The organism is Rhizobium sp. SYY.PMSO, from assembly GCF_046840415.1.
Classification (GTDB): Bacteria; Pseudomonadota; Alphaproteobacteria; order Rhizobiales; family Rhizobiaceae; genus Rhizobium.
The window spans coordinates 1,358,026-1,383,204 of the sequence record NZ_CP177349.1; the positions used below are offsets into that span (position 1 = coordinate 1,358,026).

The following is a 25,179-nucleotide window of genomic DNA, read 5'->3' on the forward strand; positions in this document are numbered from 1 at the left end:
GTCGTTGCGGTTCACGGCCGGCTGCGCCAGAGCCATACGGCCAACGAGCCGGCGCGGCCACGCAAGCTTGTTTCGATCGGGCCGTCGAGGCTTCCTTCTTGGAACGGTGTGCTGTCGCCGCCTGCGGAAAGCAACAGATCATCGCTGATGGCGATTTCGGCCCGGTTGCCGGCGGCAACCTCCATCAGGCGGCTGGCAACATTGACCGTATCGCCGGTTGCCGTGATTTGCTGGCGGTTGCCGCTACCGAGCCTGGAGGCGACGATGGTGCCGAAATGCGCGCCGATCTTGAAGCCGATGCGCGAGGCGATCGCCTCAGGAAGCGACGCGATCCAGCCTCTCATTCTTCCCGCCAGGCGAATGCAGCAACGTGCGGCATCGGCGGAATCGGCTGGTTGCGGCCGGGGCAGGCCGAAAAGGATCATGACGCCGTCACCCATGAAACTGGTGATGGCGCCGCCGCAAGCTGTAACTTCCTCGTCGACCAGATTGTAGAAGGTGTTCAGCAATTCCCGCACGGCGGCTGGGCCGATTGCTTCGCTGAGACCGGTGAAGCCGTTGATGTCGAGGAAGATCACCGCCGCTTCCTGGTGGACAGGCTTTGCGAGAAGGCCGGCATCGCGGGCAAGATGCTCGGCAAGACCGGGCGCCTGGATGCGTTGCAGCCGTTCGCTCTGCTCGGCGAAGCGCGTGGCCTGCCTGCGCCCAAGCCATAGCTGCGCGGCGCCGCAGAACAGCACCGGCGGCACGGCCGCCGCAATCGGCAAGGCGGCACTCAGCCAGATCCCGTGCTTGAAAGCGGCGATATTGATTGCCAGCCAGGCAAGGACGACGCACAGCGCCGTTGCCAGGCCGATGGTGTTGTGCCGCCAGCAAAGAAGGCCGACAATCGCAACCGGCAGGCCGACGGCAAAATAAAGATCCATGAAACGAACGCCGCGATCACGCACCAGACCGTCTCCGGCAATCAGATGCGTGATCGAGGTGGATATGACTTCGGCACCGGGCAGAACAGGGTCGAAGGGGGTCGGAAAGACGTCGCCGCCACCGGTAACGGTAGCTCCGATGACGACGACATGATCCCTGATTGCCTCTTCCGGCAACTGTCCGTTCAAGGCCGTGCTGGCGCTGATGGTGCGGATTGTGCCGCGCGGACCGTAGAACGATAGCGGCATGAGATAGCCGCTATCGGTATGGACGGAACGGTCGCCGATCTTGATATGGTCGGAGATCACGGTGGTCTGCTCGCCGGTTGCGGCGGAAACGACGCGCAAGGAAAAGGACGGCTCGATCCGCTCGCCGCTGCGAAACAGCATGGGGACGAACCGCGGCGTTCCGGTCTTATCGGTCTGCACGTTCACGATGCCAAAGGCCGCCACGTCGGCGAACCGCTGTTGCGGCTCGAGGAATTGGAGCGCGCTCGGCACGCGGGCGAGAGGTTCCCTGCTGTCGTCGACGACCCGTTGCCGGCTTTCGGGAAAGATGCCGGCTGCGGCCAGTACGACCTTGGTTCGCCTGAGCGATTGTTCCAGTGCCGCATCGCCGGCTTCATCGCCCGGATCGACCAGAATCACATCGAGCGCGATGGTTTTCGGCCCCAGGGCGGCAATGGAATCGATGATCCTGGCGAGCGTCGCTCTCGGCAAGGGATAACGCCCGGCCAGACGCGATGTATCGTCATCGATGGCGACGATCGTCACGAGATCGGGCGGTTGGCGACTGCCCCCGAAGCTATTGCGAAGGTTTGTCAGCGTCGCTTCCGCGGCATCGACGACGGGAATGTCGCCGTGCAGATGCGCGATACCGAGGCCCAGCCCCCAAACGGCAGTTAGGATAAGCGCAATCAGCGTCTGCGGCGATGGTCTGCGCATGGGCGTCGGGATCTCACTGGCCGAGGCGAGCCATCAAGGCGTTTATGCGCGAAGGTCTCCATTGGGTGACACTCAGGGGCGAGCGGCCGCGGTCGGCATCGACACCCTGCCCCTGCCGGAGCGTGACGCCCTGCCCCGTCGATACCTTGTTGACCGCAACGCGGCCACGCAAGACAAGCACGGATGTCGTGCCGCCATGCACGTCGACCGCCCATCGCGTACCGCGGACGGCGGCGATCGCCTGAGGCGTCACGACTTCGAACCCGCCTTTAAGATGGCTGCTGTCGACATCGATCAGAGCTGCCTTATTGTCGAGGACAATGGCATCCACCCGGCCGTTGCGGTTCCGGTCCGCAAGCCGGTAATGCGCGCCGCGTTCGACGGTGATGCTAAGCCCCGGTTCGCATGTCAGGGTTTGGCGTTCCGTGCTGACGGCCGGACGCAGGGAGCAGTTCGTGGCCGCCTGTGCGGAGGCCGGGTTTGCCCCAAGGATGCAAAGGGCGCCAGCAGCGAGCGCCAGACCGGACATATGGCTTGTGTGGATCATGATCGTGGCCCCTCATCGCGCATAACTGGAACAGCGGACGCGTATTTCCAGTCACGTCTTTCTCGAACCCCGGGCGCGATGATGCGTCATGAGCGGTTGATCTGCAAGCTGTCGTAGCCCTTGGCCTTGTAGAGCACGGTCGAGACCAGCCAGCTCAGCAGGAAGATACCGACGACGGCGAAGCCGAAATTGGCAAGATTGTCGTTGAGTTCGCCGACGAAGCTCCAGAAGCCGCCTTCGAGGCCGAGCTTGTCGGAGATCAGCCCCAGCGCCTCGATGCCGCCGATGAAGATGGCGACGACGACGGAAGCGGCCGTGATGGTCAGATTATACCACAGCTTGCGAACGGGCTTGACGACGGCCCATCCATAGGCGCCTGTCATCAGCGTGCTGTCGAGCGTATCCATCAGCGACATGCCGGCGGTAAACAGCGCCGGGAAGACGAGGATCGCCCAGAAGGACATGCCCTGCGCGGCTTGTGCGGCGGAAATGCCGAGCAGCCCGATTTCAGTTGCGGTGTCGAAGCCGAGGCCGAAGAGGAAGCCGATCGGGTACATGTGCCAGGACCGGGTGACGACCTTGAACATCGGACGGAAGAGCCGGGCCAGAAAGCCGCCTCCGGCGAGCAGCGTGTCCAGATCCTCGTCTGCGATCCTCTCGCCCCGCTGCGCCCGCCTGAAGGCGGACCAGACGCCCCTGAGCACGAAGAGATTGGCGATGCCGATCAGCAGCAGGAAGATTGCCGAGACCGTCGTGCCGATGACCCCGCCGATATCATGGAATGAACTCAGCCGGCTCTGCATGGCGGCTGCCGTGGCGGCAATCAGGATCGAGGCGATCACGACGATGGAGGAATGGCCGAGCGAAAAGAAGAAGCCGACTGCATAGGGCTGCTTCTTTTCCTGGATCAGCTTGCGCACGACGTTGTCGATCGCCGCGATATGATCGGCATCGAAAGCATGGCGCAGCCCGAACATATAGGCAAGAAGCGCAATCCCCAGAAGCGACGGCCTGTCGCCGAAGGTCAGCCACGTCCAGATCCACACGACGATATTAAATACGATCAGCAGCCCGAAAGTGATGGCGATCTTGGCCTTCGATCGTTCCATGCGATCGTCGAATGGATTGAGGATCATACTTTTGTTCCCGTTATGCTTACGGGCACAGTGCCACGGAACGGGAAGCGGCGCGACAGTCAAATGACGTAGATGCCAAATTTTTCCGCACTGTCGCAAAAATGAGCAAACCCGCCAAAACCGGGTCTGCCTTGCCGGTCTGCTAGCCTCTTTCGAAAGGATAGCCTTCATCCGCCCAGCCGGTCATGCCGCCGATCATGACTTTCACCCGCTTGCCCAGTGTGCCCAGGCGTAAGGCCGCCTTGTCGGTGCCGTTGCAGTGCGGCCCGGCGCAATAGACCACGAACAGCGTATCGTCCGGCCATTCCGCCATCTTGCGGGCAGTCATCTTGCCATGCGGCAGATTGATCGCGCCGGGAATATGCTGCTCCCGGAACAGGGCCGGGCCTCGAACATCTATGAGAACGAAATCGACATTCCCCGATATCGTGGCCTGATGCACATCGGAGCAATCGGTTTCGAAGGCAAGCTTCCGGTGATAGTGTTCGGCAACGAGGTTCGGGTATGCTGCGGGGATTTCACTGGCCATGGACATAAGGCGCTCCTTCTTGGTTCCATTGCATTCATGGCCGAGCGATCCCTGAATTGAAATTGGCCGAGATGCCATATAGCGTCAACATCATGCCAAATTTGGATAAGCCCACTCTTCTCGGTCCGCATGTCGTCACGCTTGTCTATGACGGGTTGTGCACGTTCGAGTTCGGTATCGCCTATGAAATCTTCGGCCTGTCGCGGCCCGAGATGGGCGCCGACTGGTATCGCTTTTCCGCCTGCGCGATCGAGAATGGGCCGCTACGCGCCGCCGGCGGACTGACTGTCCAGGTCGACCATGGGCTTGAGGTCATCGCCGATGCCGACCTGATCGTCGTGCCCGGTTGGCGCGGCATCGGCACGGTCGTCCCCGCCCCGCTGGTGGACGCGCTGCAAGCGGCCAGCCGCCGCGGCGTTCGCATCATGTCGCTATGCTCGGGCGTGGCGGTGCTTGCCGCTGCCGGATTGCTCGCCGGCCGCAAGGCGACGACGCATTGGCGCTATGTCGATTCCATCGCGGCGCGCTATCCGGATATCACCGTCGATGCCGATGTTCTCTACGTCGATGAAGACAGCGTGCTGACCGCGGCGGGAAGTGCTGCCGCCATCGATCTCTGCCTGCATGTCGTGCGCCGGGATTTCGGACCTGACATCGCCAACAGCGTCGCGCGCCGGCTGGTGGTACCGCCGCATCGTGAAGGTGGCCAGGCGCAATATATCGAAACTCCGGTTCTCAGGCAGCGCGAGGGAGCTCGCCTTGGGCCTTTGCTTGAGTGGATGCGCGAGCGCCTGCAGGAAGAGCAGCCCATTGCTGCACTGGCAGCCCGGGCCGGCATGAGCATCCGGACCTTTCAGCGTCGCTTCGAGGCGACCACAGGCATGTCACCGGGCGAATGGCTGTTGAGCGAGAGGCTGCGGCGCGCAAGGGACCTGCTCGAAAGACAGGCGGCCATTTCGCTTGACGATGTCGCCGTGGCCAGCGGATTTGGATCGCTCGCCACCATGCGCCATCATTTTCGGGAAAGGCTTGCGGTCAGCCCGAGCGACTACCGCAAGCGATTTACGGTCCTTAGACCAGACGGCTCTGCTCTGTCGCCGCTTCGATGAAGCTGGAGAACAGCGGATGCGGTTCCAGCGGCCGCGACTTCAGTTCCGGATGGTACTGAACCCCGATGAACCACGGATGATCCGCATATTCGATCGTTTCGGGCAGAACGCCGTCCGGTGACATGCCGGAGAAGGTCAAGCCGCAATCTTCCAGCTTATCCTTGTAATCGATGTTGACCTCGTAGCGGTGACGATGGCGCTCCGAAATATCGGTGGTGCCATAGATCTCCGAGATCTTCGTGCCCTTCTTCAAAGCCGCCTTGTAGGCGCCGAGACGCATCGTGCCGCCGAGGTCGCCGGACGATGTGCGCTTCTGCAGCTCATTGCCCTTCAACCATTCGGTCATCAGGCCGACGACCGGTTCCGGCGTCGGTCCGAATTCGGTCGAAGAGGCGTTTTCGACGCCGGCCAGATTGCGGGCGGCCTCAATGACTGCCATCTGCATGCCGAAGCAGATGCCGAAATACGGCACCTTGCGCTCGCGTGCGAAACGGGCGGCCAGGATCTTGCCTTCCGAACCGCGCTCGCCGAAGCCGCCGGGTACCAGAATGCCGTGAACCTTCTCGAGGTAGGGTGCCGGATCTTCCTTTTCGAAGACCTCGGACTCGATCCATTCGAGCTTGACCTTGACGCGGTTGGCGATGCCGCCGTGATGCAGCGCTTCGATCAGCGACTTATAGGCATCCTTGAGGCCGGTATACTTGCCGACGATGGCGATCGTCACCTCGCCTTCCGGCGTGCGGATGCGGTTGCAGACCTCTTCCCACTGGTCGAGACGCGGCTTCGGAGCCGGCTCGATTCCGAAAGCAGCCAGCACTTCATTGTCGAGACCTTCCTTATGGTAGGCCATCGGCACGTCGTAGATGTTGGCGACGTCGAGCGCCTGAATGACGGCGGAAGGACGGACGTTGCAGAACAGCGAAAGCTTGCGGCGCTCCGCTTCGGGAATCTCGCGATCCGCGCGCACGAGCAGGATATCGGGGTGAATGCCGAGCGCCTGCAGTTCCTTGACGGAATGCTGCGTCGGCTTCGTCTTCAATTCGCCGGCAGCCGGAATATAGGGCATCAGCGTCAGGTGAACGTAGATCGCCGTACCGCGCGGCAGGTCGTTGCCGAGCTGGCGGATCGCTTCCATGAAGGGCATGGCTTCGATGTCGCCCACGGTGCCGCCGATCTCGCAGATGACGAAATCGTAGTCGTCATTGCCTTCGGTGACGAAATCCTTGATCTCGTTGGTGACGTGCGGAATGACCTGGACGGTCGCGCCCAGATAATCGCCGCGACGTTCCTTGTCGATGATGTTCTTGTAGATGCGACCGGTGGTGATGTTGTCGGTCTTGGTGGCCGAGCGACCGGTAAAGCGCTCGTAGTGGCCGAGGTCGAGGTCGGTTTCCGCACCGTCGTCGGTGACGAAGACCTCGCCGTGCTGGGTCGGGCTCATGGTGCCCGGGTCCACGTTCAGATAGGGGTCGAGTTTGCGCAGGCGGACTCGATAACCACGAGCCTGCAACAACGCTCCGAGAGCCGCAGCCGCAATTCCTTTTCCGAGGGAAGAAACCACGCCGCCAGTGATGAATACATATCGCGCCATGGGAGTCACCGGATACCTTTTCACAAATGATTCCGCTAGTCCTAAAATTCGTTTCCGGAACTTTGGACGCACGAGGCGGAATATAGACAAAACAAAACCGGCAGATCCGAGGACCTGCCGGGGATGATCTTTACGACCGGGCTTACTTGCCGGTCGGAACGTCGCCGCCGCTCTGGGCGGGCGCAGGCGTGGCAGCTGCCGGCGCGGTCTGCTGACCGGTCGCGGCCGGGGTCTGCTGCGCAGGTGCTGCGGCGGCAGGCTGGTTCGTCGTTGCCGGCGGCGTCGCCTGCGACTGCGGAGCGACGGCTCCGCTGTTCGGCACGCCGCTGTTGTCGGCCGGCTTCGGCTGGCTGTTGGCCGGTGCGGCGCCGTTCTGGCCGCCGAGCGAATCGAGGATGCCATTGCCCTGGCCGGCTGTGCTCGGGATACGGTTGAGAATGTCGGTCGGGCGAGCTTCGAAGCGCGAAAGCACATTCATGCCGAGCGCGAGCGCGAAGAACAGCGCCGCCAGGATGGCCGTGGTGCGCGTCAGCGCGTTGGCCGTACCGCGCGCAGACATGAAGCCCGATCCGCCGCCGATGCCGAGGCCGCCACCTTCCGAGCGCTGAATCAGCACCACGCCGATAAGGGCGACGACAACCATGAGATAGATGACAAGCAGTACGGTTTGCATAGATCCAGTCCTGCCCGCGGGCGGGCATCAAAAACAAAAGCTTGCGGCTCTTTACATGAGGCTCTCGCCTATTCCAAGCCCTTTTAAGGATGGAATTCCGGGCAAGTTGTTGCTTCAGGCGAACTGCCGATCGAATGCGGCATAGATGGCAAGGAAGTCGGCGGCTTTCAAGCTCTGCCCTCCGACGAGAACGCCGTTGACATGCGGAACGTCCAGAAGGTCGCGCGCATTGGCGCCGCTGACCGATCCGCCGTAGAGGATTCGCATGTTCGCGCCTTCCTTGCCGAAGCGTTCGATGAGCTCGGCGCGGATGAAGGCATGCGCTTCCTCCACGTTTTCGCGGGTCGGCACCACGCCCGTACCGATCGCCCAGACCGGCTCGTAGGCAACCACCGTTGTCTCCGCCGTGGCGCCGTCCGGGATGGAGCCGGCAAGCTCGCGCTTGAGCACGTCGACCGTCTGGCCGCTGTTGCGCTCATAGGCCGTCTCGCCGATGCAGATGATGGCGATGAGCCCTGCATCATAGGCCGCCTGCGCCTTGGCGCGCACCAGCATATCGCTTTCCGCATGGTTCCGGCGCCGCTCGGAATGGCCGACGATGACGTGGGTGCCGAAGCAATCCGCGATCATTTCCGCCGAAATATCGCCGGTATGGGCACCGCTGACCTGCTGATGGCAATCCTGCGCGCCGATCGCGAGCGGACTGTCGTCGCAAAGCGCTGTGGCGACATAGAGCAATGTGGCCGGGGGGCAGAGCAGCGTATCGATCTTTTCCGATAGCGGCGTCTTGACGCCGTCGGCAATCGCCTTGATCTGATCCAGGCTCGCGCGGGTGCCGTTCATCTTCCAGTTTCCGGCCAGAAGCGGCCGTACGGTTTTCGTCATTCCGGTTGTCTCCCCCTATTCCATCAGTCGGACTAACAAAAAGGAGCAGGAAAGGAAAGTTACCGAATGAAGGCGAAGCCGGTTCAAATCGTTTGAAAATGCTTATCCGGAAAATAAATCCGATCGTCCCGCCTGTTTCACGAAGCCTGTGGATCGACGATCCAGTTGAGCACCTTGCGCCAATCGGTCATGCGCACCGGCGTCCCGTGATTTCCGGTTTCGAACAGCGTGAACCGTGTCGGATAATGCGCCTTGTACAGCTTCTCGAACAGGGCCTGCTGGTTGGCCGCCGCATAGACCGGATCCCTGCTGCCATGCGTGAACCAGAGCGGCAGCCTCGCCTTGTAGAAGGCGCTCTTGATGAAATCGGGATCGGTGACGCCGCTCAGGATCGCCATGCCTTTGAGGCGCTTGACGCTTTCGGCATCGCGGGTGATGCCCCAGCAGACGAAGCTGCCCATGGAGGCGCAGGTGAGAATGACGGGCCTGCCGCCGGACTGCTCGTAGGAATAGCGGATCAGCGCCGCGATATCGGCGACGCCGTTGCTGTCGAAACCCTTGACGCTCGGTGCGTAATAGGTGCCGCCATTGCGGTAAGCGAGGTTTTTCAGCCGGTTGAAGTTGCCGCCGAACGTATAGTCGTTGGAGCCGAGCCGCCGGTCGCCGCCGCGGCCGTGGATGAAGATGACGGTAAAGGCCTGCTTGGATGCCGGGCCGACGCGGGTGACGTCGACCTTGCGGTCGCCGAGCTGCAGCGTTTCGTCCTCCTGCGACTTCCAGCGCACGCCCGTATCGACATAGGCCGGCTTGACGCGCTTTTCCGGGATCTGGTCGCGGCCGTTGATATCCCGCATTTCCTGGTAGTCGATCGTCTGGAACGCGCCGTTATCGTGGCTCTCGATGACGGTTTGATTGGAAAACAGCTCGTCCTTGAAGGGTTTCAGCATGTCTGCGGCCGCACCCTCGGCGGTCGCCAGCAGCAGAATGCCCGATATTGCGGACAGGATAGGCAAATGAGCTGTGGACATTCGCATGCGGATACTTCCTCCGATCGGCCATCGGGCTTGCCATTCGTCACCCGGCAACGCAAATCTCTTATAAATATGCCCCTCATGGGGCGCCATCGCTCTTGTGCGCCGTTTCTGGCAGAATCACGGTGATTCGCGAATAGCGGCGATAAATGCGACAATAACGGGGTTTGGCCCCTCCAGGACAAATCTAGCAGCTTGAAGTTCTATGGATAACAGCAACGATCTCTTCTCCGGACTACCCCGCTCGCCGAAACCGGAAGCAGCGGAAAAGCCTGCCGCGAAGGCTGAAAAGCCCGCGACGGCCGCACCTGCACGCGCGGCACCGGCAACCTCGTCGCCGGAGGAATACGGCGCGAGTTCCATCCGGGTTCTCGAAGGGCTCGAACCGGTCCGCATGCGTCCCGGCATGTATATCGGCGGCACGGACGAGAAAGCGCTGCACCACCTTTTCGCCGAAGTCATCGACAACGCCATGGACGAGGCGGTTGCGGGTCACGCCAATTTCATCGAGGTCTACCTCGATCGGCAGGGATATCTGACCGTCACGGACAACGGCCGCGGCATTCCTGTGGAAAACCATCCGCAGGTGCCCGGAAAGTCGACGCTCGAGGTCATCATGACCAAGCTGCATGCCGGCGGCAAATTCGACGGCAAAGCCTACGAGACGTCGGGCGGTCTGCACGGCGTCGGCGTGTCCGTCGTCAATGCGCTGTCGGACGATCTGGAAGTCGAGGTCGCCCGCAACCGCAAGCTCTATCGCCAGCGCTTCTCACGCGGCCTGCCGGTCGGCGGTCTCGAAGAACTCGGCGACGTGCATAACCGCCGCGGCACGCGCGTCCGCTTCCATCCCGATCCGCAGATTTTCGGCGATCACGCCCGCTTCGAGCCTGCCCGTGTCTTTCGCATGGCCCGTTCCAAGGCGTACCTGTTCGGCGGCGTCGAGATTCGCTGGAGCTGCGATCCGGAGCTGGCGCCCGAAGGCGCCGATGTTCCCGAAAAGGCCGTCTTCCATTTCCCCGGCGGACTGAAGGATTACCTCAAGGCGACGATGGGCAACGAGTTCACCGTTACCCGCGAGATTTTTGCCGGCAAGTCGGAAAAGGAAAGCGGCCACGGCTCGCTCGAATGGGCGATCACCTGGTATGGCGGCGACCCGCAGATCCATTCCTATTGCAACACCATCCCGACCCCTGAAGGCGGCACGCACGAGGCCGGTTTCCGCATCGCCCTGACCAAGGGCCTGAAGAACTACGCCGAACTGACGCAAAACAAGCGCGCGGCCAACATCTCGACCGACGACGTGATGATTTCCGGCGTCGGAATGCTGTCGATTTTCATTCGCGAGCCGGAATTCGTCGGCCAGACCAAGGACAAGCTCGCAACAGTAGAAGCGCAGCGCATTGTGGAAAATGCCCTGCGCGATCCCTTCGATCACTATCTCACCGACAATCCGGCCGAAGCCGAAAAACTGCTGGAATGGGTAATCGAGCGCTCCGAGGAGCGCATGCGCCGCCGCAAGGAAAAGGAAGTCAACCGCAAGACCGCCGTCCGAAAGCTGCGCCTGCCCGGCAAGCTGGCGGATTGCTCGCAGAGTGCTGCCGCAGGCGCCGAACTTTTCCTCGTCGAGGGTGATTCGGCAGGCGGCTCGGCCAAGCAGGCGCGAAACCGCACCAACCAGGCGATCCTGCCGCTGCGCGGCAAGATCCTCAACGTCGCCAGCGCCGGCCGCGAAAAGCTTTCCGCCAACCAGCAGATCGCCGACCTCGTTCAGGCGCTTGGCTGCGGCACGCGCTCGAAATATCGCGAGGAAGATCTCCGATACCATCGCATCGTCGTTATGACCGATGCCGACGTCGATGGCGCCCACATCGCCTCGCTGCTCATCACCTTCTTCTATCAGGAGATGCCGGAGCTGATACGCCAGGGCCATCTCTTCCTGGCCGTGCCGCCGCTCTACAAGATCACGCAGGGCTCGAAATCCATCTACGCCCGCGACGATGCCCACCGGCAGGAACTGATGTCGACGGAATTCAAGGGCAAAGGCAAGGTCGAGATCAGCCGCTTCAAAGGTCTGGGCGAAATGCTGCCGGCCCAGCTCAAGGAAACGACGATGGACCCATCCAAGCGCACGCTCCTGCGCGTCGAGATCGACGAGGTCGATTTCGAGGGCACGCGCGACGCCGTCGACAATCTTATGGGCACCAAGGCCGATGCCCGCTTCCGCTTCATCCAGGAACGGGCGGCTTTCGCCGACGATCTGGATATCTGAAGGCCGGGCAGCAATCGCCGATTGCCCCGGCCGACCGACCTGGCGATGTTCGCCGGATTGTCCGGCACGAAGATAACGACGCATGTATGAATGGCGGCATTTCAGCCGTCTACATGGGTAATTTCTCCCGCGCGCAAACCATGAACATCGAACCGGCGTCAGCAGGTATAATTTTCGGCGATACCGGAACCCGGCGACGATCTATTGATCTCGATGGCGGTCAATAATGTCAATTTGAGCGGAAAAGCCGGTCTTTTGCCTTCACGATAGTTCGTCGCGTTCTGTCGGCTTTATTCCAGCGTGTGCAACAGTCGTGTTATTGTCATGGCGGTTGACTAAGAAGCTTGGGGCCATTGCTCTTGAAACGGCCAAGATCATACCCCATAACCGGTTGATCTAATAAAGAGGGGCGAAGTAAGTCCGGTGGGTGTATTTGAACGTCAAAAGCCGAGGGAGCATCGGTGGCTCGGGCCCAGCGCGCATGCGCGCCTGCCGCTGATACCGTCCATTTCCGCTGCACGCTGGCTGCTGATTCTGATTGCCATTGCGGGCATCTATTTCTTCTATGGCTTTCTCGTTCCCGTTCTGGCCGCCGCCGTAATCGGCTTTGCCACCTGGCCCCTCTATAACGATATCGTGCGCCGCACCGGCGGCAACACGACACTCGCCGCCACCATCGCCATTGCGTTCATCGTGACCTTTCTGGTCCTGCCGATCGTGCTCTCCGCCATTTATATGGCTGGCGAGGTGCGCGAATGGTTCAGCTGGGCGGTGCATGTCAACCGCGAGGGCGCGCCGCCGCCGCAGTGGATTCTCGCGTTGCCCGTCATCGGTGTCTGGCTCGGCGATCAGTGGACGCAATATGTCGGCAGCCCCGGCTCGCTCGGTGAACTGGCGCAGCTCGTGAGCGGCGCCCATATCGGCAATATCTACCGGGCGGTGCTCGCCGCCGGCGGCGGAGCGTTCCACGTCGTCCTTACCTTGCTGTTCATGCTGATCGCCCTGTTTTTCATCTATCGTGACGGCTCGACATTCGTTCGACAGGTCGATCTGCTCGGTGAACGCATTCTGCCCAATCGCTGGGAGCGGATTTCCCGCGTCGTGCCGGCGACGATCAGTTCGACCGTGATGGGCATGACGCTGATTGCCATCGGCGAAGGCATCGTTCTCGGGGTCGCCTATTGGATCGCCGGCGCACCCTCCGCTATCACGCTTGGCGTTCTCACGGGGGTCATGGCACTGGTGCCGGGCGGCGCTCCGCTGTCCATGTCGCTCGTCTCGATCTACCTCATCGCCAGCGGTTCGCTTTGGGCGGGCATCGCCCTTTTCCTCTGGGGCACCATCGAGCTTTTCATCGTCGACAAGACGCTCCGGCCGAAGCTCGTCGGCGGCCCGATCAAGCTGCCCTTCCTGCCGACCTTCTTCGGTCTGGTCGGCGGTGTGAAGACCATGGGCTTCCTCGGTCTCTTCATCGGCCCGGTTCTGATGGCGATCATCGTCGCCATCTGGCGCGAATGGATACGTGAAGCTGAATTGAACGAGGAGCAGCAGGCGCAGGAGCCGGAACTGCAACTGCATGTTCGGGACGCGGCCGAGCGCTGAGCCCAATCTATTGCCGTGTAAACCGCTTTTCCATGAACAGGCTGAGCGGATCCGGCTGATAGCTGCCGAAGGGCGGGATTTCGGCGTAGCCGAACGCCCGGTAAAGGCCGATTGCTTCCGGCTGGTATATGCCTGTTTCCAGCCGGATCGCTGAAAGGCGTCTTTCGAGAGCCGCCGCTTCGAGCGTTTCCATCAGTTTGCGCGCAACGCTACGTCCCCTGGCTGCGGGATCGACGAACATCCGCTTGATCTCCGCAGTGCCGTCACTGGCCGCCATCAGGGCGCAGCACCCCACGATCGTTCCTTCCAGCCTGGCAACCCAGAAGATCACCTCCGGTTTTTCCAGTGAGGCCAGGTCGAGGATATGGTTGCTTTCGGGCGGATAAAGCGATTCCGCATAGGCACTCGACATATCCAGAAGGCGAATGACGCCCTCCTGACGCGGGGATTCGACCGATATCGTCAACGACAAGATGAACCTCGGAACATAGAACAATTCCAGGAAAAGCGCATGGCGGTTTTCTGTTCGGAATTGCGTAGAAACAAATGGACAGAGCACTTTCGCGATTCGAGGAAAAGCGTAAGGGCTCTAAATCTACGGCTGGATATCATGCAGCGGCGAGCGTCGCCAGTGCGGCAAAGCTGCGCGCGGCCTGGCGCCGTTCCGCATTCGCCAGCTTTTCCACCATGTCGAGGAGCTGCGATGCGGCGGCGGGAGGCTGTTCGGCGAGTCGGAATTTGCGCATCAGCCGCGAGGAGACGTTTTCCAGCAAGGCAGCGCCGCTCTTGCGGGTGGCTTCGCGCCAGATCAGCGTCGCCTCGACGAAGATCGTGCTGACATCCCTTGGCAGGCCGGCATTTTCATAGAGCGCCCGGATGGCATAGACGCGGCCCCTGGAAATGATCGAGCGCACGCGCCGCTCATCGCGACCTGAAAGATTGGTGATCGCGCAGGCGAAGAAATCGACCTTGCCGGAACACAGCGCATGCATCAGGAAGGCCGGTGTCAGCCAGCCGCTTTGCCTGAGATGCTCCACCAGATCGGGCAATTGCTCATGCTGCGCCGCCCCCGCGATGGCGACGGTCGCCGATTCGGTTGCCTCGCGCGTCACCTGCTGCAGCCTGCTGCCGCCGATTAGCGCCTGGACCAGCGTCGATTGCGCAAGCGCGTCGCTGACCCGGCACGTCAGCAAGTGCCTGGTATCAGAGGACAGCGCATCCCGCGAAAGAAGCAGCCCGCGTATGTCGGCGCAACCGCCCATCCGCTCCGCTATGCGCTTCAGCGCAGCTTGTGAAAGCAAAGCGCCGTCATTTTCCAGCAGACACAATATCTCGGTCTCTCCGCCGATCTCGGCGATCGCTGCACAGACTGCGCGCGGCACCTGCCCGCGGGAGGCGATCAGAACCCTTGTCACGTCGCTGCCATTCAACGCGAGATCGACAAGATCGGCATCGGTGAATGCAGGCGAAAGCAGGATGACCTGCCCTGCAATCTCCGGCTGGTCCTCGGCAAGGGACAGAATGATGTTGCGCGGGACACCGGCCGAGCGGGAGACCGCTTCGGCAAGCGCCAGCCGCACGCGCGGCGACGGATCGTCCAGCAGATAGGTCATCGCCATCTCCGCGGCCGCCCGCTCTTCCGTCGGCATTTCCGATTGCAGATAGGCCCTGCCGAGCGCGTTGGCCGCCCTGGCTCGGCTTTCTGCCTTGGCGGTCTCAGCCCAGCGAAGAAATGCTTCTATGATCACGTAGCGCCCCGATATCGACGAGGCGATTCCAGCCCCGCAAACCCATATCGCTCACGCTATCGGGGAAAGGTTTACGGGTCGTTTACCGTGCTTATTAACCTTTCGCATTTCAGCGCAAATGGCATCCTTCAGGGGGCTTTCGGCCGCAGCATTTCGAAGACGTCGCTGCCCTCGCTGTAATCCATGTAGCCCATGCGGGCGACAGGCCGCGCAAGAGCCATATCCAGCCTGCCATCCCGAATGATCGTTTCGTCGATGTGAATGCCGACGACCTGGCCGATGACCATGATATTCTCCGACACCTCGCCATCGAGACCCTTGGGCTGGAGCACCTCCGTTACACGGCATTCGAGGACTGCAAAGGCCTCGCCGACATAAGGCGCATCGACCAGCTCGCCGGTCCTGGCCGTCAACCCGGCCAGCTCGAACTCATTGACGCCATAGGGAACGGCAATCGAGGAGTGGTTCATCTTCTCGACGATATTGCGGCTGACGAGATTAGCCGTGAAAACGCCTGTCTCCTCGACATTGCGCACGCTGTCCTTCCGGCCGGCGGATGAGAACATCACCAGTTTCGGCCGGTCGCTGACCGCGTTGAAAAAGGAATAGGGAGACAGGTTCAGCGAACCGTCCCTGCCCTTGCTGCCGATCCAGCCGATCGGCCTGGGCGCGACGATGGCCTTGAAGGGATCGTGCGCCAGGCCATGACGATTGCTGTCCGTCGTGTAGAACATCACGCGTCCTCGCCGCCGACCCAGGTCACGGTTTCGGAGAGTTCCGGCCGCGGACGCTCGACGGGCGGGAAGGTCGTCGAGCCGATATGGATGAAGCCCGCCACCTTCTCGCCCGGCTGGACGCCAAGCAGCGGATAGGCGCGCTCGTCAAAGGCAAACCACTCGGTCAGCCAATTGGAAACCCAGCCATGGGCATTGGCGGCGATCAGCAAATTCAAGCAAAGCGCGCCGGCCGACATCAGCTGTTCCCATTCCGGAATCTTGAAATGCGGCGCGGCAGTGCTGACAACCGCGATGACGACCGGAGCGCGGGTGAAGCGGGTCCGCTCGACCTGGATCATTTCCTCGGAAAGATCCGGCTTGGCTTCCAGCGCCAGCTTCAGCAACTCCTCGCCGATACGCACGCGCTCCTTGCCGCGATAGACGATGAAGCGCCAGGGGGCGAGCTTGCCGTGATCCGGCACGCGCGAGGCCAGCCGGAGAATCTCCTCGATCTCGGCCTTGTCCGGCCCCGGTTCCGACATTTGAAACGCGGGAATCGATCGGCGCACCGCGAGATAGTCGACAAGCTTGATATCGGTTTTCATGAAAGGACTGCCTTCATTTTGGCTTATGGGAGGATGTGGGTCTTGAATTTGCCACTGCATTGGTTTTGAAGTGGCGTGTGTTTTATCGGAAGTCAATCGGTTGGGTATCCATGTCAGGCTTTTCATCCGCTCGCCGATTGAGCGCAGCTTTCGCGATGCTCGTCAGCTTGAGCACGGCTGCCTCGGCACAGGAAGCTTTCAAGGAATTCAAGCAGCTGGACGGCAGCACGAAGATGCCGAAGCTCAACGCCTTCATGGCGCCAGACGGTGAGAATTCGCCGGCCCGCACCCTGCGCGACGTTCTCCTCGAAGCCAGGATGACGCCCCAGAGCAGTCCGCAGCAGCAGGGCCTTTCCTGGTATGTCTTCAGCCCGATAGCAGGTCCCGACGGCAAGCTGCCGCTGGTCGCGAGTTCGCGGGGCGGATCGGCCTCCTTCCACCTTTTGCCGGGCGATTACTTCGTCAACGTCTCCTTCGGCCGCGCGGGCGTCACCAAGAGGCTGAGCGTGCCGGCAACGGGTGACATGCAGAAGCAGACGATGGTCCTCGATGCGGGCGGCATGGTCCTGAACGCCGTATCCGGATCCGATGTCCGGATCCCGCCGGATGAGCTGAGCTTCTCGATCTATTCCAGCGAAGCCAAGGAAGACGGTGAGCGCGGCCTGGTCATGGACGACGTCAAGCCGAATACGCTGGTCGGCCTGAGTGCCGGCACCTATCATGTCGTTTCCGAATATGGCGAAGTCAACGCCGTCATCCGCGCCGATATCCAGGTGGAAGCCGGCAAGGTGACGCAGGCGACCATCCAGCACAGGGCGGCGAAGATCACCCTCAAGCTGGTCTCGGACTCCGGCGGCGAGGCGATCGCCGACACGGCCTGGTCGGTCCTGACGGCGGCGGGCGATATCGTCGGGGAAAGCGTCAGCGCCTTTCCGACGATGGTGCTTGCCGAAGGTCGCTATACCGCCGTCGCCCGCAACAAGGACAAGATCTATCAGCGCGATTTCACCGTGGCCGCAGGCATGAATACGGATGTCGAAGTGCTGATGAAGGAGCAACAGCCGCAGGATGCCGATGACGAACAGCCGGCCCGGCAGCTTCCGATCCAGATGCCGCCGATGCGCCAGAGCCAGACGCCACCGGCGACCACCAATCAGCAGCCGCTGCCGACCTATGAGCAATTGGCGCCATCCGGCGGCGATGAAGGCGAAAGCATGGATTGAGCCGGCGCAACGCCCTTCCCGCTTATCCCGCCTTGCGCCGCAGCATCCGTCTCGGGGGCGCCATCGAGAAGACCGCTCCATAGAGCTTCGACAGCAGATCCTTGCGGTCGCTGCCCTCGCTGAGCGCCTCCCAGCTTCTGAGCGCGCCGATATGGGCGGTGATCGTGCTGCCTGAAAGACGCCGGAACTCGCGGATCAGCAGTGAAATCCGCAGGGTCATCGAAATACGGCTTGCCAGATGGAACAAGCGGCCGTTCTGCCCCTCGAAATAGATCGGGATGACGCTGGCGCGCGCGGCCTGGATGAGCTTGGCAGGGAATATCTTCCAAGGCAGATCCTCAGCCCGGCCAAACCCCTTCCTGGCGGTTGCAACGCCACCGGCGGGAAAGATGATGATCGTCGTGCCTTCCTTGAGCAGGCGAACGGCCTCATGCCGGGTCTTCATGTTGATCGCCATTGCTTCCTTGGTTTCCTCGAAGGAAACAGGGAGCGAATAGTCGAGCATTTCCGGCACCTTCAACAATTCGTTGTTGATGAGAACCTTGAAAGGGCGGCCAAGCTGCTCGGCAAGTGCCAGCACCGCGATCCCGTCGCCGATCCCATAGGGATGGTTGGCAACGATGACGATCGGCGCCTCGGGAATTTGGCCCGGCGGCCACTCGCCCTTGATCAGCAGACGCACGTCGATGAGATCGAGCATCTTGCCGAAAACCCGTTCGCTCTTTCCGACGATATCGGTACGCCAGATATCATAGAGCCGGGCATAACGATCACGGCCGGATAGGCCTTCGATGGAGCGGATGAGCCAGCGCTTGATACGCGGATCCCGTTCATTGGCGTAGGATAATTCTCTGAATTCCAAGTGCGCGACGGGGCTGCCCCGCTCCTATGGTTCGGTTGCGTCACATGTTGCAGCCACAGCGACGCATCGATTCATCAACTATATGAAAGATTTATGTCAGTTCTCTGACGGCACCCTGAAGGTGCCGTCAGAGATCAATGGCCATCAAGCGGCCTTGATACGCCGCGCTTCACGCTTGCGCAGGATGTCCGGCGCCGTCGCTTCCAGGGAAAGCGATGCGATCGCCTCATCGAGCGACATGGAGGTCTGCGACTGGCTGCCGAGGCGACGGATGTTGACCGAGCGCTCCTCGGCCTCCTTCTTGCCGCAGACGATGATCACCGGAACCTTCGTCACCGAATGCTCGCGGATCTTGTAATTGATCTTCTCGTTGCGGAAGTCGGTCTCGACCGTGAGACCGGCATCGCGCAGCGCTTCCGCGACTTCTTCGCCATAGGCATCGGCTTCCGAGGTAATCGTCGCGACGACGACCTGCAGCGGCGAGACCCACAGCGGCATATGGCCGGCAAAGTTCTCGATCAGAATGCCGAGGAAGCGCTCCATCGAGCCGCAGATGGCGCGATGGATCATCACCGGCTGCGTCTTTTCGGAGTGCTGGTCGATATAGAATGCACCGAAGCGTTCCGGCAGGTTGAAATCCACCTGCGTCGTGCCGCACTGCCATTCACGGCCGATGGCATCCTTCAGCGTATATTCGAACTTCGGCCCGTAGAACGCACCCTCGCCCGGCAGAATGCCTGTCTTGATGCGCCCTTCGGACTGCGCCTCGATCGTCTTCAGCACGTCCATCATCACGCTTTCGGCGCGGTCCCAGAGCTCGTCCGAGCCGACACGCTTTTCCGGGCGGGTCGAGAGCTTGACGACGATCTCCTTGAATCCGAAGTCCTCATAGACAGACAGGATGAGATCGTTGATCTTCAGGCATTCGGCGGCCATCTGCTCGTCGGTGCAGAAGATGTGCGCATCGTCCTGCGTAAAGCCGCGCACGCGCATCAGACCATGCAGCGCGCCCGAAGGCTCGTAGCGATGGACCGCACCGAATTCCGCAAGGCGGATCGGCAGTTCGCGGTAAGACTTCAAGCCATGCTTGAAGATCTGGATATGGCCCGGGCAGTTCATCGGCTTCAGCGCGAAGACGCGATCATCGTCGGTGTCGTCGCCGGCGACAGTCACCTTGAACATGTTGTCGCGATACCAGCCCCAGTGACCGGAGGTCTCCCAGAGCGATTTGTCGAGCACCTGCGGCGCGTTGACCTCCTGATAGTCGCCCTGCAACCGCCGGCGCATGTAGGAAACCAGCGTCTGGAACATGCGCCAGCCCTTGCCGTGCCAGAAGACGACGCCGGGGCCTTCCTCCTGGAAATGGAACAGGTCCATTTCGCGGCCGAGACGGCGATGGTCGCGTTTCTCGGCTTCGGCAAGAATATGCAGGTAGTTGTCGAGATCCGCCTGCTCGGCGAATGCCGTGCCGTAGATGCGGGTCAGCATCGGATTGTTGCTATCGCCGCGCCAATAGGCGCCAGCCACCTTCATCAGCTTGAAGGCCGTGCCGATCTGGCCGGTCGAGGCCATGTGCGGGCCGCGGCAGAGATCGAACCAGTCACCCTGGTAATAGATCTTCAGATCCTGACCTTCGGGAATGGCATCGACCAGTTCAACCTTGTAGTTTTCGCCCTTGGCGGCGAAGACTTCCTTGGCCTTTTCGCGCGACCAGATTTCCTTGGTGAACGGCTTGTTGCGCTGAATGATCTCGCGCATCCGCTTCTCGATGACCGGCAGGTCATCCGGCGTGAAGGGCTCGTTCTTGGCGAAGTCGTAATAGAAGCCGTTTTCGATGACCGGGCCGATCGTCACCTGCGTTCCCGGCCAAAGCTCCTGCACGGCTTCGGCGAGAACGTGTGCGGTGTCGTGGCGGATCAATTCCAGCGCCCGGTCGTCCGAGCGGGTAATGATCTCGATCTTGCCGTCGGTGACCGGATCGGAAAGGTCGCGCACGGTGCCGTCGATAGCAATGGCGACAGCCTTCTTGGCCAGCGACTTGGAAATGGATTCGGCGACATCGCGACCGGTCGTGCCGGCAGCAAAGCTGCGCACGGAACCATCGGGAAATGTCAGGGAAACGGTTTGGGACATCGATATTCTCCTTGTCCAGTCCCGCCAACGAATGCGGGTGGTTTCGAAAGATGTGCAGTAAGTAAATTTTGACTGACTGCCCGCGCGCCTGATAGACGCATTTCGCCATCTAGTAAAGGAAAAGCGGCGCTAGGCCCGGATCATCTCGGCCAAACCGCGCACCGTGTTCCAATTTCGCATAGTTCCGATCCCGAGGCGTTTCGTTGTCAAAGCCGGCAGCAGCTTCGTTTGGCTGGCTTTCAGGCCGAAATCGATCCAGAGATCGCCGTCGATCACCGCCATCCGCTCGTCCTGGCGATATCTCGCAAGTGTATCGAGAACCTCAGGTTCGAGCGGCTGGCGCATGACGCGGATAATGACCTCACTGCCGAAACCATCGACAAACGGATTGCGCTCGGCAAGCTTCAGCCACGTCTCGGCGTCTCGCACGATGATATCGACATGCTTGCCGAACGTAGCGGTAAAACCTGCCTCGAGCTTGGCCTCGATTGAAGCAACTGGCCGCCTCTCGCATTCGAAAACGAGATTGCCGGTTGCAACCAGCGTGCGGGCATTGCGAAAGCCAAGCCCCTCCGCCATTGTCCTGAGATCGGCCATAACGACCCGGCGTCTCGCTCCAAGAACGATGCTGTGCAGCAGCGCGACATAGACCGCCATACGGTCAGGCGGCCTTTTGCCCGAGCCGAAAATAGCGCCAGGGCGTCCACCAGTGATAACGGCGCTCCAGCTCGCCGGGCACCGGATCGAGCCCGCTCGTACCACCTGGCCCGCAGCGCGAGACGCGGAAGAGCGTCATCCAGCCGCCAGCCCAAAGCCCATGACGGGCAACGGCCTCGTAGCCATATTCCGAGCAGGTCGGGATGTGACGGCAGGAATTGCCGATGAAACCCGATAGCGTCAACTGATAGAGGCGAATGAGGCCCATGCCGAAAAGCCGGTCGGGCGTCTTGCGGAATGGCCCGGAATAATTGCGGGACTTCATCACCTTATCAGCGGATGGCGACACTTTGGGGCGCGCATGTCCTGACGGCGCCGCTCCACCTTCATCTTCATCGTCGTCCTGCATAAGACAGAATTGGCACATGGATCGGCGTCCCGTTCAGACGGCTTCGGCCGTTTTGACGTTCCCGCCCTGACGCGCCGTCTCGATCTGTCCGATCGCATCCACGACGGCATCGAATGTCAGCATGGTTGAGGCGTGACGGGCTTTGTAGTCCCTGACCGGCTTCAGATAGCGCATGTCCTCGAAACGGCCGTCCGGCCCCTCGCCGTCGGCCTTGAGCATGGCAAGCATGTCTTCGCGGGCCTTGCGCACTTCATCTGCCGAAGCGCCGACGACATGAAGCGCCATGATCGAGGATGAGGCCTGGCCGAGCGCACAGGCCTTGACGTCATGGGCAAAATCGGTCACGAGGTCGCCGTCCATTTTCAGCCAGATTTTTACGCGAGAACCGCAGAGTCTGGAATGGGCCTGGGCACTGGCATCGGCGTCGGGAAGGCTGCCGATACGGGCGATATTGCCGGCAAACTCCAGGATTTTGCTGTTGTAGATGTCGTCCATCACAGATTTTGCTCCGATGCACCTGTTTTGCGTTTCGTAACAAAAAACACAGCGTGTCCGTTTAGGACACTTTCACAGGGACAATGCCATACTATATGTATGTCGTTCGAAGACCATCGAAATGCAATGGTCTTCTGTAAGTTTGATGGGAAACCGTGCAGGACGGCAGGCTTGTCCGCCAGCCAGAACGCCCCGGAGCCCGCCAAAGGTACGAAATCTCCGCGTTTCGGGGAATGCCAGTGGCGAGTCCGACAGATGATATCCGCGTAGCGGGTCAGGAGATCCACAGGTAATGGACGCCATTGTAAAGAATTTTCCGCAAGCCGTTGATTCCGAACGTCCCTCGCAAAAGGAAGCCGAGGATGCCGTCCGCGTTCTCCTTCGTTGGGCAGGCGACGATCCGCAGCGCGAAGGCCTGCTGGATACGCCCGCGCGCGTTGCCAAGGCCTACCGCGAGCTCTTCTCCGGATACGATCTGAACCCCGAGGATGTCCTCGGCCGCACCTTTGAGGAGGTGTCCGGCTATGACGATGTCGTCCTCGTGCGCGACATCCCCTTCTTCTCGCATTGCGAACATCACATGGTTCCGATCATCGGCAAGGCGCATGTCGCATACTTGCCGAACGGTCGTGTGCTTGGTCTTTCCAAGATCGCCCGCGTCGTCGAGATTTTCGGCCGCCGGCTGCAGACGCAGGAAGCGATGACGGCGCAGATTGCGAACGCGATCGACGACACGCTGCGCCCGCGCGGCGTTGCCGTCATGATCGAGGCCGAACATATGTGCATGGCCATGCGCGGCGTGCAGAAGCAGGGCTCCTCGACGCTGACGATGACCTTCACCGGTGCTTTCAAGGCCGATCCGGCCGAGCAGGCCCGTTTCATGTCATTGGTCCGGGGTCGCTGACCGGACTTCCACGAAAGCCGGAGATGAATTTGATTTTCAACGCGCCTTCCGAAGACAAATCCGAACTGGAAGATGCAGGCGATTTCACGCCCCGCTTCGACGATCGCGGCCTGATCACCGCGATCGTGACCGATGCGCATGACGGCGAGCTACTGATGGTCGCGCATATGAACGCCGAGGCGCTCGCGCTGACGATCAAGACGGGCACGGCGCATTATTTCAGCCGCTCCCGCGGAAAACTCTGGAAGAAGGGCGAAACCTCCGGGAATTTGCAGACGATCAAGGAAATTCGTACCGATTGTGATCAGGATGCTATCTGGCTGAAAGTCGAGGTCGCGGGACATGACGCGACGTGCCATACTGGACGCCGTTCCTGTTTCTACCGTACGGTCGGGCTCGAAGACGGCAAGCCGATGCTGAGCGTGGTCGACGATCACCTGCACTTCGATCCGGAAGAGGTTTACAAATAGGTCGACCTGTCGGCGAAGTGCTCGAAGAAGCTACAACCGGTATACGATTTGGAAACGAAAAAGGGACAGTATTTTAGCTGAGGCGTATGAGGCCTCGGAGGAGGCCTTGGATGCTGAATTGGGGGTTGAATCGTCACAATGGCGGACAGAACTCGACCGGTTCAGGCCTCTCGCAGGATACATCCGGCCCGCTTCTCCCTCCCGCTCCTCCCAAGAAGGTCAAGATCGCCCTGGCGCTCGGCGGCGGTGCCGCGCGCGGCTGGGCGCATATCGGCGTTCTGCGTGCTCTCGATGAGGCGGATATCGCCGTCGGCATGATCGCCGGCACATCGATCGGCGCCCTCGTTGGCGGCTGCTATCTTGCCGGCAAGCTCGACGAGCTGGAGGCCTTTGCCCGCTCGCTCACGATGCGCCGCATCGCCAGCCTCCTCGATCTCACCATCGGCGGCAGCGGACTGTTTGGCGGCATGCGGCTGACCAAGCGCATGCAGGAGCATCTGGAAGGGCTTTCGATCGAGGATCTCGACCGTCCCTTCGTCGCCGTCGCTTCGGAGCTGAATACCGGTCACGAGGTCTGGATTGCCAATGGATCGCTGATCACCGCGCTCAGGGCGTCCTATGCCCTGCCCGGCATTTTCGAGCCGGTGCGGAGCAACGGCCGCACGCTGGTCGACGGCGCGCTCGTCAATCCCGTGCCGGTCTCCGTATGCCGGTCCTACGAGCAGCCGCTCGTGGCGGCGGTCAATCTGCATTATGACCTTTTCGGCCGCTCCGCCGTGGTCAAGCATAGCGTCGGACGGCCGAACGGCGATTTATTGCGTCGTGACGATACGCCGCCGATGAAGCTCGGCATGACCGGCGTCATGGTGCAAGCATTCAACATCATACAGGACAGGATCGCACGCGCGCGTCTCGCCGGCGATCCGCCGGACCTGGCGCTGCATCCGCGCCTCAGCGATATCGGTCTGTCGGAATTCCATCGTGCCGGCGAAGCCATCGAGCGCGGCTATGAGGAAGCCCTGGCGAGATTGCCCGAAATCCGCCGCATGCAGGAAGCCTACGCTCGCTGACGACGTAGAACGGCGACCGGCTTGCGGTCGATCGCCTGCACGCCCCTTGGCCGGCTTTCGTTCACCCGGCAATATAGGCTTTGATTTGCTCGGCCTCGAGTTCGATCTCGCGGATACGCCATTTGACGACGTCACCGATGGAGATAATGCCGGAAAGCTTGCCTTTTTCCTCGACGGGGACGTGACGGAAGCGGCGCATCGTCATCAGCTCCATCAGCTCGTCGGTCGTGGTATCTTCCTTGCACCGCTGCACCTTCGCCGTCATCAGCGAGGCGATCGGCTTTTCGAGGCATTCCTGGCCATGCTTGGCAACCGCATTGACGACATCCCGCTCGGTGAAGATGCCGGAAATCTTGCCGCCCGGCCCGACGACGACGATGGCGCCGATGCGATTCTCGTTGAGAATCTTCGCGGCCTCGGCAACTGTCGTATTGCCGCCCGTGGTGACGACGTCGCGGCCTTTGGCTTCAAGTATGGCCTTTACGGAAACTGACATTCGATCCTCCCATCTCGAAAGCATGCTGAACACCTGAAGCGTCCGATATGTTCCGAAATTACCCCCGGAGCCCAAACCGGCGCGCTGTCCGCCGGTCGGTCGATCTTCTCATCTCGCAATCGACGGACGGCAATGGTGCGCCTGTGTC

The 25,179-nt window shown here is 61.2% G+C and carries 25 protein-coding genes; 7 read left to right on the forward strand and 18 right to left on the reverse strand.

Going from position 1 to position 25,179, the window contains the following annotated elements:
* Positions 1 to 11 precede the first annotated feature (11 nt).
* The 4 genes from ACJJVH_RS06590 to ACJJVH_RS06605 all read right to left on the reverse strand — a co-directional run bounded on the left by ACJJVH_RS06590 (position 12) and on the right by ACJJVH_RS06605 (position 4,089).
* Positions 12 to 1,871, reverse strand: a complete 1,860-nt coding sequence (locus ACJJVH_RS06590; RefSeq protein ID WP_412064949.1) for a CHASE2 domain-containing protein — start codon at positions 1,869 to 1,871, stop codon at positions 12 to 14.
* Between the two features lie 13 nt (positions 1,872 to 1,884).
* Complete coding sequence (locus tag ACJJVH_RS06595) at positions 1,885 to 2,418, reverse strand: FecR domain-containing protein (protein ID WP_412064950.1); 534 nt, start codon at positions 2,416 to 2,418, stop codon at positions 1,885 to 1,887.
* 86 nt (positions 2,419 to 2,504) lie between these two features.
* Positions 2,505 to 3,554, reverse strand: coding sequence for a HoxN/HupN/NixA family nickel/cobalt transporter (locus ACJJVH_RS06600; RefSeq protein ID WP_112802542.1), 1,050 nt, complete (start codon positions 3,552 to 3,554; stop codon positions 2,505 to 2,507).
* A 142-nt stretch (positions 3,555 to 3,696) separates the two neighbouring features.
* Positions 3,697 to 4,089, reverse strand: a complete 393-nt coding sequence (locus ACJJVH_RS06605; RefSeq protein WP_412064951.1) for a rhodanese-like domain-containing protein — start codon at positions 4,087 to 4,089, stop codon at positions 3,697 to 3,699.
* Between the two features lie 65 nt (positions 4,090 to 4,154).
* Between ACJJVH_RS06605 and ftrA the strand changes: the two genes are divergently transcribed.
* Positions 4,155 to 5,192, forward strand: coding sequence for a transcriptional regulator FtrA (gene ftrA, locus ACJJVH_RS06610; RefSeq protein ID WP_412065140.1), 1,038 nt, complete (start codon positions 4,155 to 4,157; stop codon positions 5,190 to 5,192).
* Here ftrA and ACJJVH_RS06615 read toward each other — a convergent pair.
* The 4 genes from ACJJVH_RS06615 to ACJJVH_RS06630 form a co-directional block, all read right to left on the reverse strand.
* A complete protein-coding gene (locus ACJJVH_RS06615; protein WP_112802539.1) occupies positions 5,155 to 6,783 on the reverse strand; it encodes a CTP synthase in 1,629 nt (542 codons plus the stop codon). The two genes, ftrA and ACJJVH_RS06615, sit on opposite strands and share 38 nt — an antisense overlap.
* Before the next feature lie 142 nt (positions 6,784 to 6,925).
* Positions 6,926 to 7,456, reverse strand: a complete 531-nt coding sequence (secG, locus tag ACJJVH_RS06620) for a preprotein translocase subunit SecG (protein ID WP_113406090.1) — start codon at positions 7,454 to 7,456, stop codon at positions 6,926 to 6,928.
* Between the two features lie 114 nt (positions 7,457 to 7,570).
* Positions 7,571 to 8,341, reverse strand: a complete 771-nt coding sequence (gene tpiA / locus ACJJVH_RS06625) for a triose-phosphate isomerase (RefSeq protein ID WP_412064952.1) — start codon at positions 8,339 to 8,341, stop codon at positions 7,571 to 7,573.
* A 137-nt stretch (positions 8,342 to 8,478) separates the two neighbouring features.
* The gene (locus ACJJVH_RS06630; RefSeq protein ID WP_412064953.1) at positions 8,479 to 9,375 is read right to left on the reverse strand and encodes an alpha/beta fold hydrolase; all 897 of its coding nucleotides are present in this window, start codon (positions 9,373 to 9,375) and stop codon (positions 8,479 to 8,481) included.
* Positions 9,376 to 9,577: 202 nt separating this feature from the next.
* Between ACJJVH_RS06630 and parE the strand changes: the two genes are divergently transcribed.
* Complete coding sequence (gene parE / locus ACJJVH_RS06635) at positions 9,578 to 11,641, forward strand: DNA topoisomerase IV subunit B (RefSeq protein WP_112802532.1); 2,064 nt, start codon at positions 9,578 to 9,580, stop codon at positions 11,639 to 11,641.
* Between the two features lie 423 nt (positions 11,642 to 12,064).
* Entirely contained in the window at positions 12,065 to 13,243 is a 1,179-nt protein-coding gene (locus ACJJVH_RS06640; protein WP_112802528.1) for an AI-2E family transporter, read from the forward strand.
* Positions 13,244 to 13,250: 7 nt separating this feature from the next.
* On the opposite strand, the gene ACJJVH_RS06645 is transcribed toward ACJJVH_RS06640, so the two are convergent.
* The 4 genes from ACJJVH_RS06645 to ACJJVH_RS06660 form a co-directional block, all read right to left on the reverse strand.
* Positions 13,251 to 13,715: a GNAT family N-acetyltransferase gene (locus ACJJVH_RS06645; protein WP_412064954.1), complete on the reverse strand. Its 465-nt coding sequence runs from the start codon at positions 13,713 to 13,715 to the stop codon at positions 13,251 to 13,253.
* A gap of 136 nt (positions 13,716 to 13,851) precedes the next feature.
* Positions 13,852 to 15,006 carry a DUF2336 domain-containing protein gene (locus ACJJVH_RS06650; protein WP_113361236.1) on the reverse strand — a complete coding sequence of 385 codons (1,155 nt, stop codon included), beginning with the start codon at positions 15,004 to 15,006 and terminating at the stop codon, positions 13,852 to 13,854.
* 113 nt (positions 15,007 to 15,119) lie between these two features.
* Complete coding sequence (locus ACJJVH_RS06655; protein WP_113361238.1) at positions 15,120 to 15,725, reverse strand: flavin reductase family protein; 606 nt, start codon at positions 15,723 to 15,725, stop codon at positions 15,120 to 15,122.
* Entirely contained in the window at positions 15,725 to 16,312 is a 588-nt protein-coding gene (locus ACJJVH_RS06660; RefSeq protein WP_112802524.1) for a nitroreductase, read from the reverse strand. The genes ACJJVH_RS06655 and ACJJVH_RS06660 overlap by 1 nt, the downstream gene beginning before the upstream one ends.
* A gap of 155 nt (positions 16,313 to 16,467) precedes the next feature.
* Here ACJJVH_RS06660 and ACJJVH_RS06665 point away from each other — a divergent pair, with 155 nt between their 5' ends.
* On the forward strand, positions 16,468 to 17,535 hold the full coding sequence (locus ACJJVH_RS06665) for a hypothetical protein (RefSeq protein WP_112802522.1): 1,068 nt from the start codon (positions 16,468 to 16,470) through the stop codon (positions 17,533 to 17,535).
* 22 nt (positions 17,536 to 17,557) lie between these two features.
* Here ACJJVH_RS06665 and ACJJVH_RS06670 read toward each other — a convergent pair whose 3' ends face one another.
* The 5 genes from ACJJVH_RS06670 to ACJJVH_RS06690 all read right to left on the reverse strand — a co-directional run bounded on the left by ACJJVH_RS06670 (position 17,558) and on the right by ACJJVH_RS06690 (position 22,094).
* Complete coding sequence (locus ACJJVH_RS06670) at positions 17,558 to 18,397, reverse strand: lysophospholipid acyltransferase family protein (RefSeq protein WP_112802520.1); 840 nt, start codon at positions 18,395 to 18,397, stop codon at positions 17,558 to 17,560.
* A 144-nt stretch (positions 18,398 to 18,541) separates the two neighbouring features.
* Positions 18,542 to 20,530 (reverse strand): threonine--tRNA ligase, encoded by a 1,989-nt coding sequence (thrS, locus tag ACJJVH_RS06675; RefSeq protein WP_112802518.1) that lies wholly within the window; start codon positions 20,528 to 20,530, stop codon positions 18,542 to 18,544.
* Positions 20,531 to 20,659: 129 nt separating this feature from the next.
* Complete coding sequence (locus ACJJVH_RS06680; RefSeq protein WP_412064955.1) at positions 20,660 to 21,187, reverse strand: DUF1697 domain-containing protein; 528 nt, start codon at positions 21,185 to 21,187, stop codon at positions 20,660 to 20,662.
* A 4-nt stretch (positions 21,188 to 21,191) separates the two neighbouring features.
* The gene (gene yidD / locus ACJJVH_RS06685; RefSeq protein WP_412064956.1) at positions 21,192 to 21,614 is read right to left on the reverse strand and encodes a membrane protein insertion efficiency factor YidD; all 423 of its coding nucleotides are present in this window, start codon (positions 21,612 to 21,614) and stop codon (positions 21,192 to 21,194) included.
* Between the two features lie 15 nt (positions 21,615 to 21,629).
* Positions 21,630 to 22,094, reverse strand: coding sequence for an iron-sulfur cluster assembly scaffold protein (locus ACJJVH_RS06690; RefSeq protein WP_112802511.1), 465 nt, complete (start codon positions 22,092 to 22,094; stop codon positions 21,630 to 21,632).
* A 289-nt stretch (positions 22,095 to 22,383) separates the two neighbouring features.
* On the opposite strand from ACJJVH_RS06690, the gene folE reads away from it, so the two are divergent.
* The 3 genes from folE (at position 22,384) to ACJJVH_RS06705 (ending at position 24,535) form a co-directional block, all read left to right on the forward strand.
* On the forward strand, positions 22,384 to 22,995 hold the full coding sequence (gene folE, locus ACJJVH_RS06695; protein ID WP_112802509.1) for a GTP cyclohydrolase I FolE: 612 nt from the start codon (positions 22,384 to 22,386) through the stop codon (positions 22,993 to 22,995).
* A 23-nt stretch (positions 22,996 to 23,018) separates the two neighbouring features.
* On the forward strand, positions 23,019 to 23,465 hold the full coding sequence (gene hisI / locus ACJJVH_RS06700; RefSeq protein ID WP_412064957.1) for a phosphoribosyl-AMP cyclohydrolase: 447 nt from the start codon (positions 23,019 to 23,021) through the stop codon (positions 23,463 to 23,465).
* A gap of 110 nt (positions 23,466 to 23,575) precedes the next feature.
* The gene (locus ACJJVH_RS06705) at positions 23,576 to 24,535 is read left to right on the forward strand and encodes a patatin-like phospholipase family protein (protein WP_112802505.1); all 960 of its coding nucleotides are present in this window, start codon (positions 23,576 to 23,578) and stop codon (positions 24,533 to 24,535) included.
* A 61-nt stretch (positions 24,536 to 24,596) separates the two neighbouring features.
* On the opposite strand, the gene ACJJVH_RS06710 is transcribed toward ACJJVH_RS06705, so the two are convergent.
* Positions 24,597 to 25,031 (reverse strand): CBS domain-containing protein, encoded by a 435-nt coding sequence (locus ACJJVH_RS06710; RefSeq protein ID WP_112802503.1) that lies wholly within the window; start codon positions 25,029 to 25,031, stop codon positions 24,597 to 24,599.
* Positions 25,032 to 25,179 lie beyond the last annotated feature (148 nt).

Coding starts and splice junctions, on each gene's coding strand:
- secG (WP_113406090.1), bottom strand. CDS start 7,456: ATGCAAACCGTACTGCTTGTCATCTATCTCATGGTTGTCGTCGCCCTT.
- ACJJVH_RS06600 (WP_112802542.1), bottom strand. CDS start 3,554: ATGATCCTCAATCCATTCGACGATCGCATGGAACGATCGAAGGCCAAG.
- thrS (WP_112802518.1), bottom strand. CDS start 20,530: ATGTCCCAAACCGTTTCCCTGACATTTCCCGATGGTTCCGTGCGCAGC.
- hisI (WP_412064957.1), top strand. CDS start 23,019: ATGAATTTGATTTTCAACGCGCCTTCCGAAGACAAATCCGAACTGGAA.
- ACJJVH_RS06605 (WP_412064951.1), bottom strand. CDS start 4,089: ATGTCCATGGCCAGTGAAATCCCCGCAGCATACCCGAACCTCGTTGCC.
- tpiA (WP_412064952.1), bottom strand. CDS start 8,341: ATGACGAAAACCGTACGGCCGCTTCTGGCCGGAAACTGGAAGATGAAC.
- ACJJVH_RS06710 (WP_112802503.1), bottom strand. CDS start 25,031: ATGTCAGTTTCCGTAAAGGCCATACTTGAAGCCAAAGGCCGCGACGTC.
- ACJJVH_RS06615 (WP_112802539.1), bottom strand. CDS start 6,783: ATGGCGCGATATGTATTCATCACTGGCGGCGTGGTTTCTTCCCTCGGA.
- ACJJVH_RS06680 (WP_412064955.1), bottom strand. CDS start 21,187: ATGGCGGTCTATGTCGCGCTGCTGCACAGCATCGTTCTTGGAGCGAGA.
- parE (WP_112802532.1), top strand. CDS start 9,578: ATGGATAACAGCAACGATCTCTTCTCCGGACTACCCCGCTCGCCGAAA.
- folE (WP_112802509.1), top strand. CDS start 22,384: ATGGACGCCATTGTAAAGAATTTTCCGCAAGCCGTTGATTCCGAACGT.
- ACJJVH_RS06590 (WP_412064949.1), bottom strand. CDS start 1,871: ATGCGCAGACCATCGCCGCAGACGCTGATTGCGCTTATCCTAACTGCC.
- ACJJVH_RS06665 (WP_112802522.1), top strand. CDS start 16,468: ATGCTCGTCAGCTTGAGCACGGCTGCCTCGGCACAGGAAGCTTTCAAG.
- ACJJVH_RS06655 (WP_113361238.1), bottom strand. CDS start 15,725: ATGTTCTACACGACGGACAGCAATCGTCATGGCCTGGCGCACGATCCC.
- ftrA (WP_412065140.1), top strand. CDS start 4,155: ATGCCATATAGCGTCAACATCATGCCAAATTTGGATAAGCCCACTCTT.
- ACJJVH_RS06660 (WP_112802524.1), bottom strand. CDS start 16,312: ATGAAAACCGATATCAAGCTTGTCGACTATCTCGCGGTGCGCCGATCG.
- yidD (WP_412064956.1), bottom strand. CDS start 21,614: ATGTGCCAATTCTGTCTTATGCAGGACGACGATGAAGATGAAGGTGGA.
- ACJJVH_RS06705 (WP_112802505.1), top strand. CDS start 23,576: ATGCTGAATTGGGGGTTGAATCGTCACAATGGCGGACAGAACTCGACC.
- ACJJVH_RS06595 (WP_412064950.1), bottom strand. CDS start 2,418: ATGATCCACACAAGCCATATGTCCGGTCTGGCGCTCGCTGCTGGCGCC.
- ACJJVH_RS06630 (WP_412064953.1), bottom strand. CDS start 9,375: ATGCGAATGTCCACAGCTCATTTGCCTATCCTGTCCGCAATATCGGGC.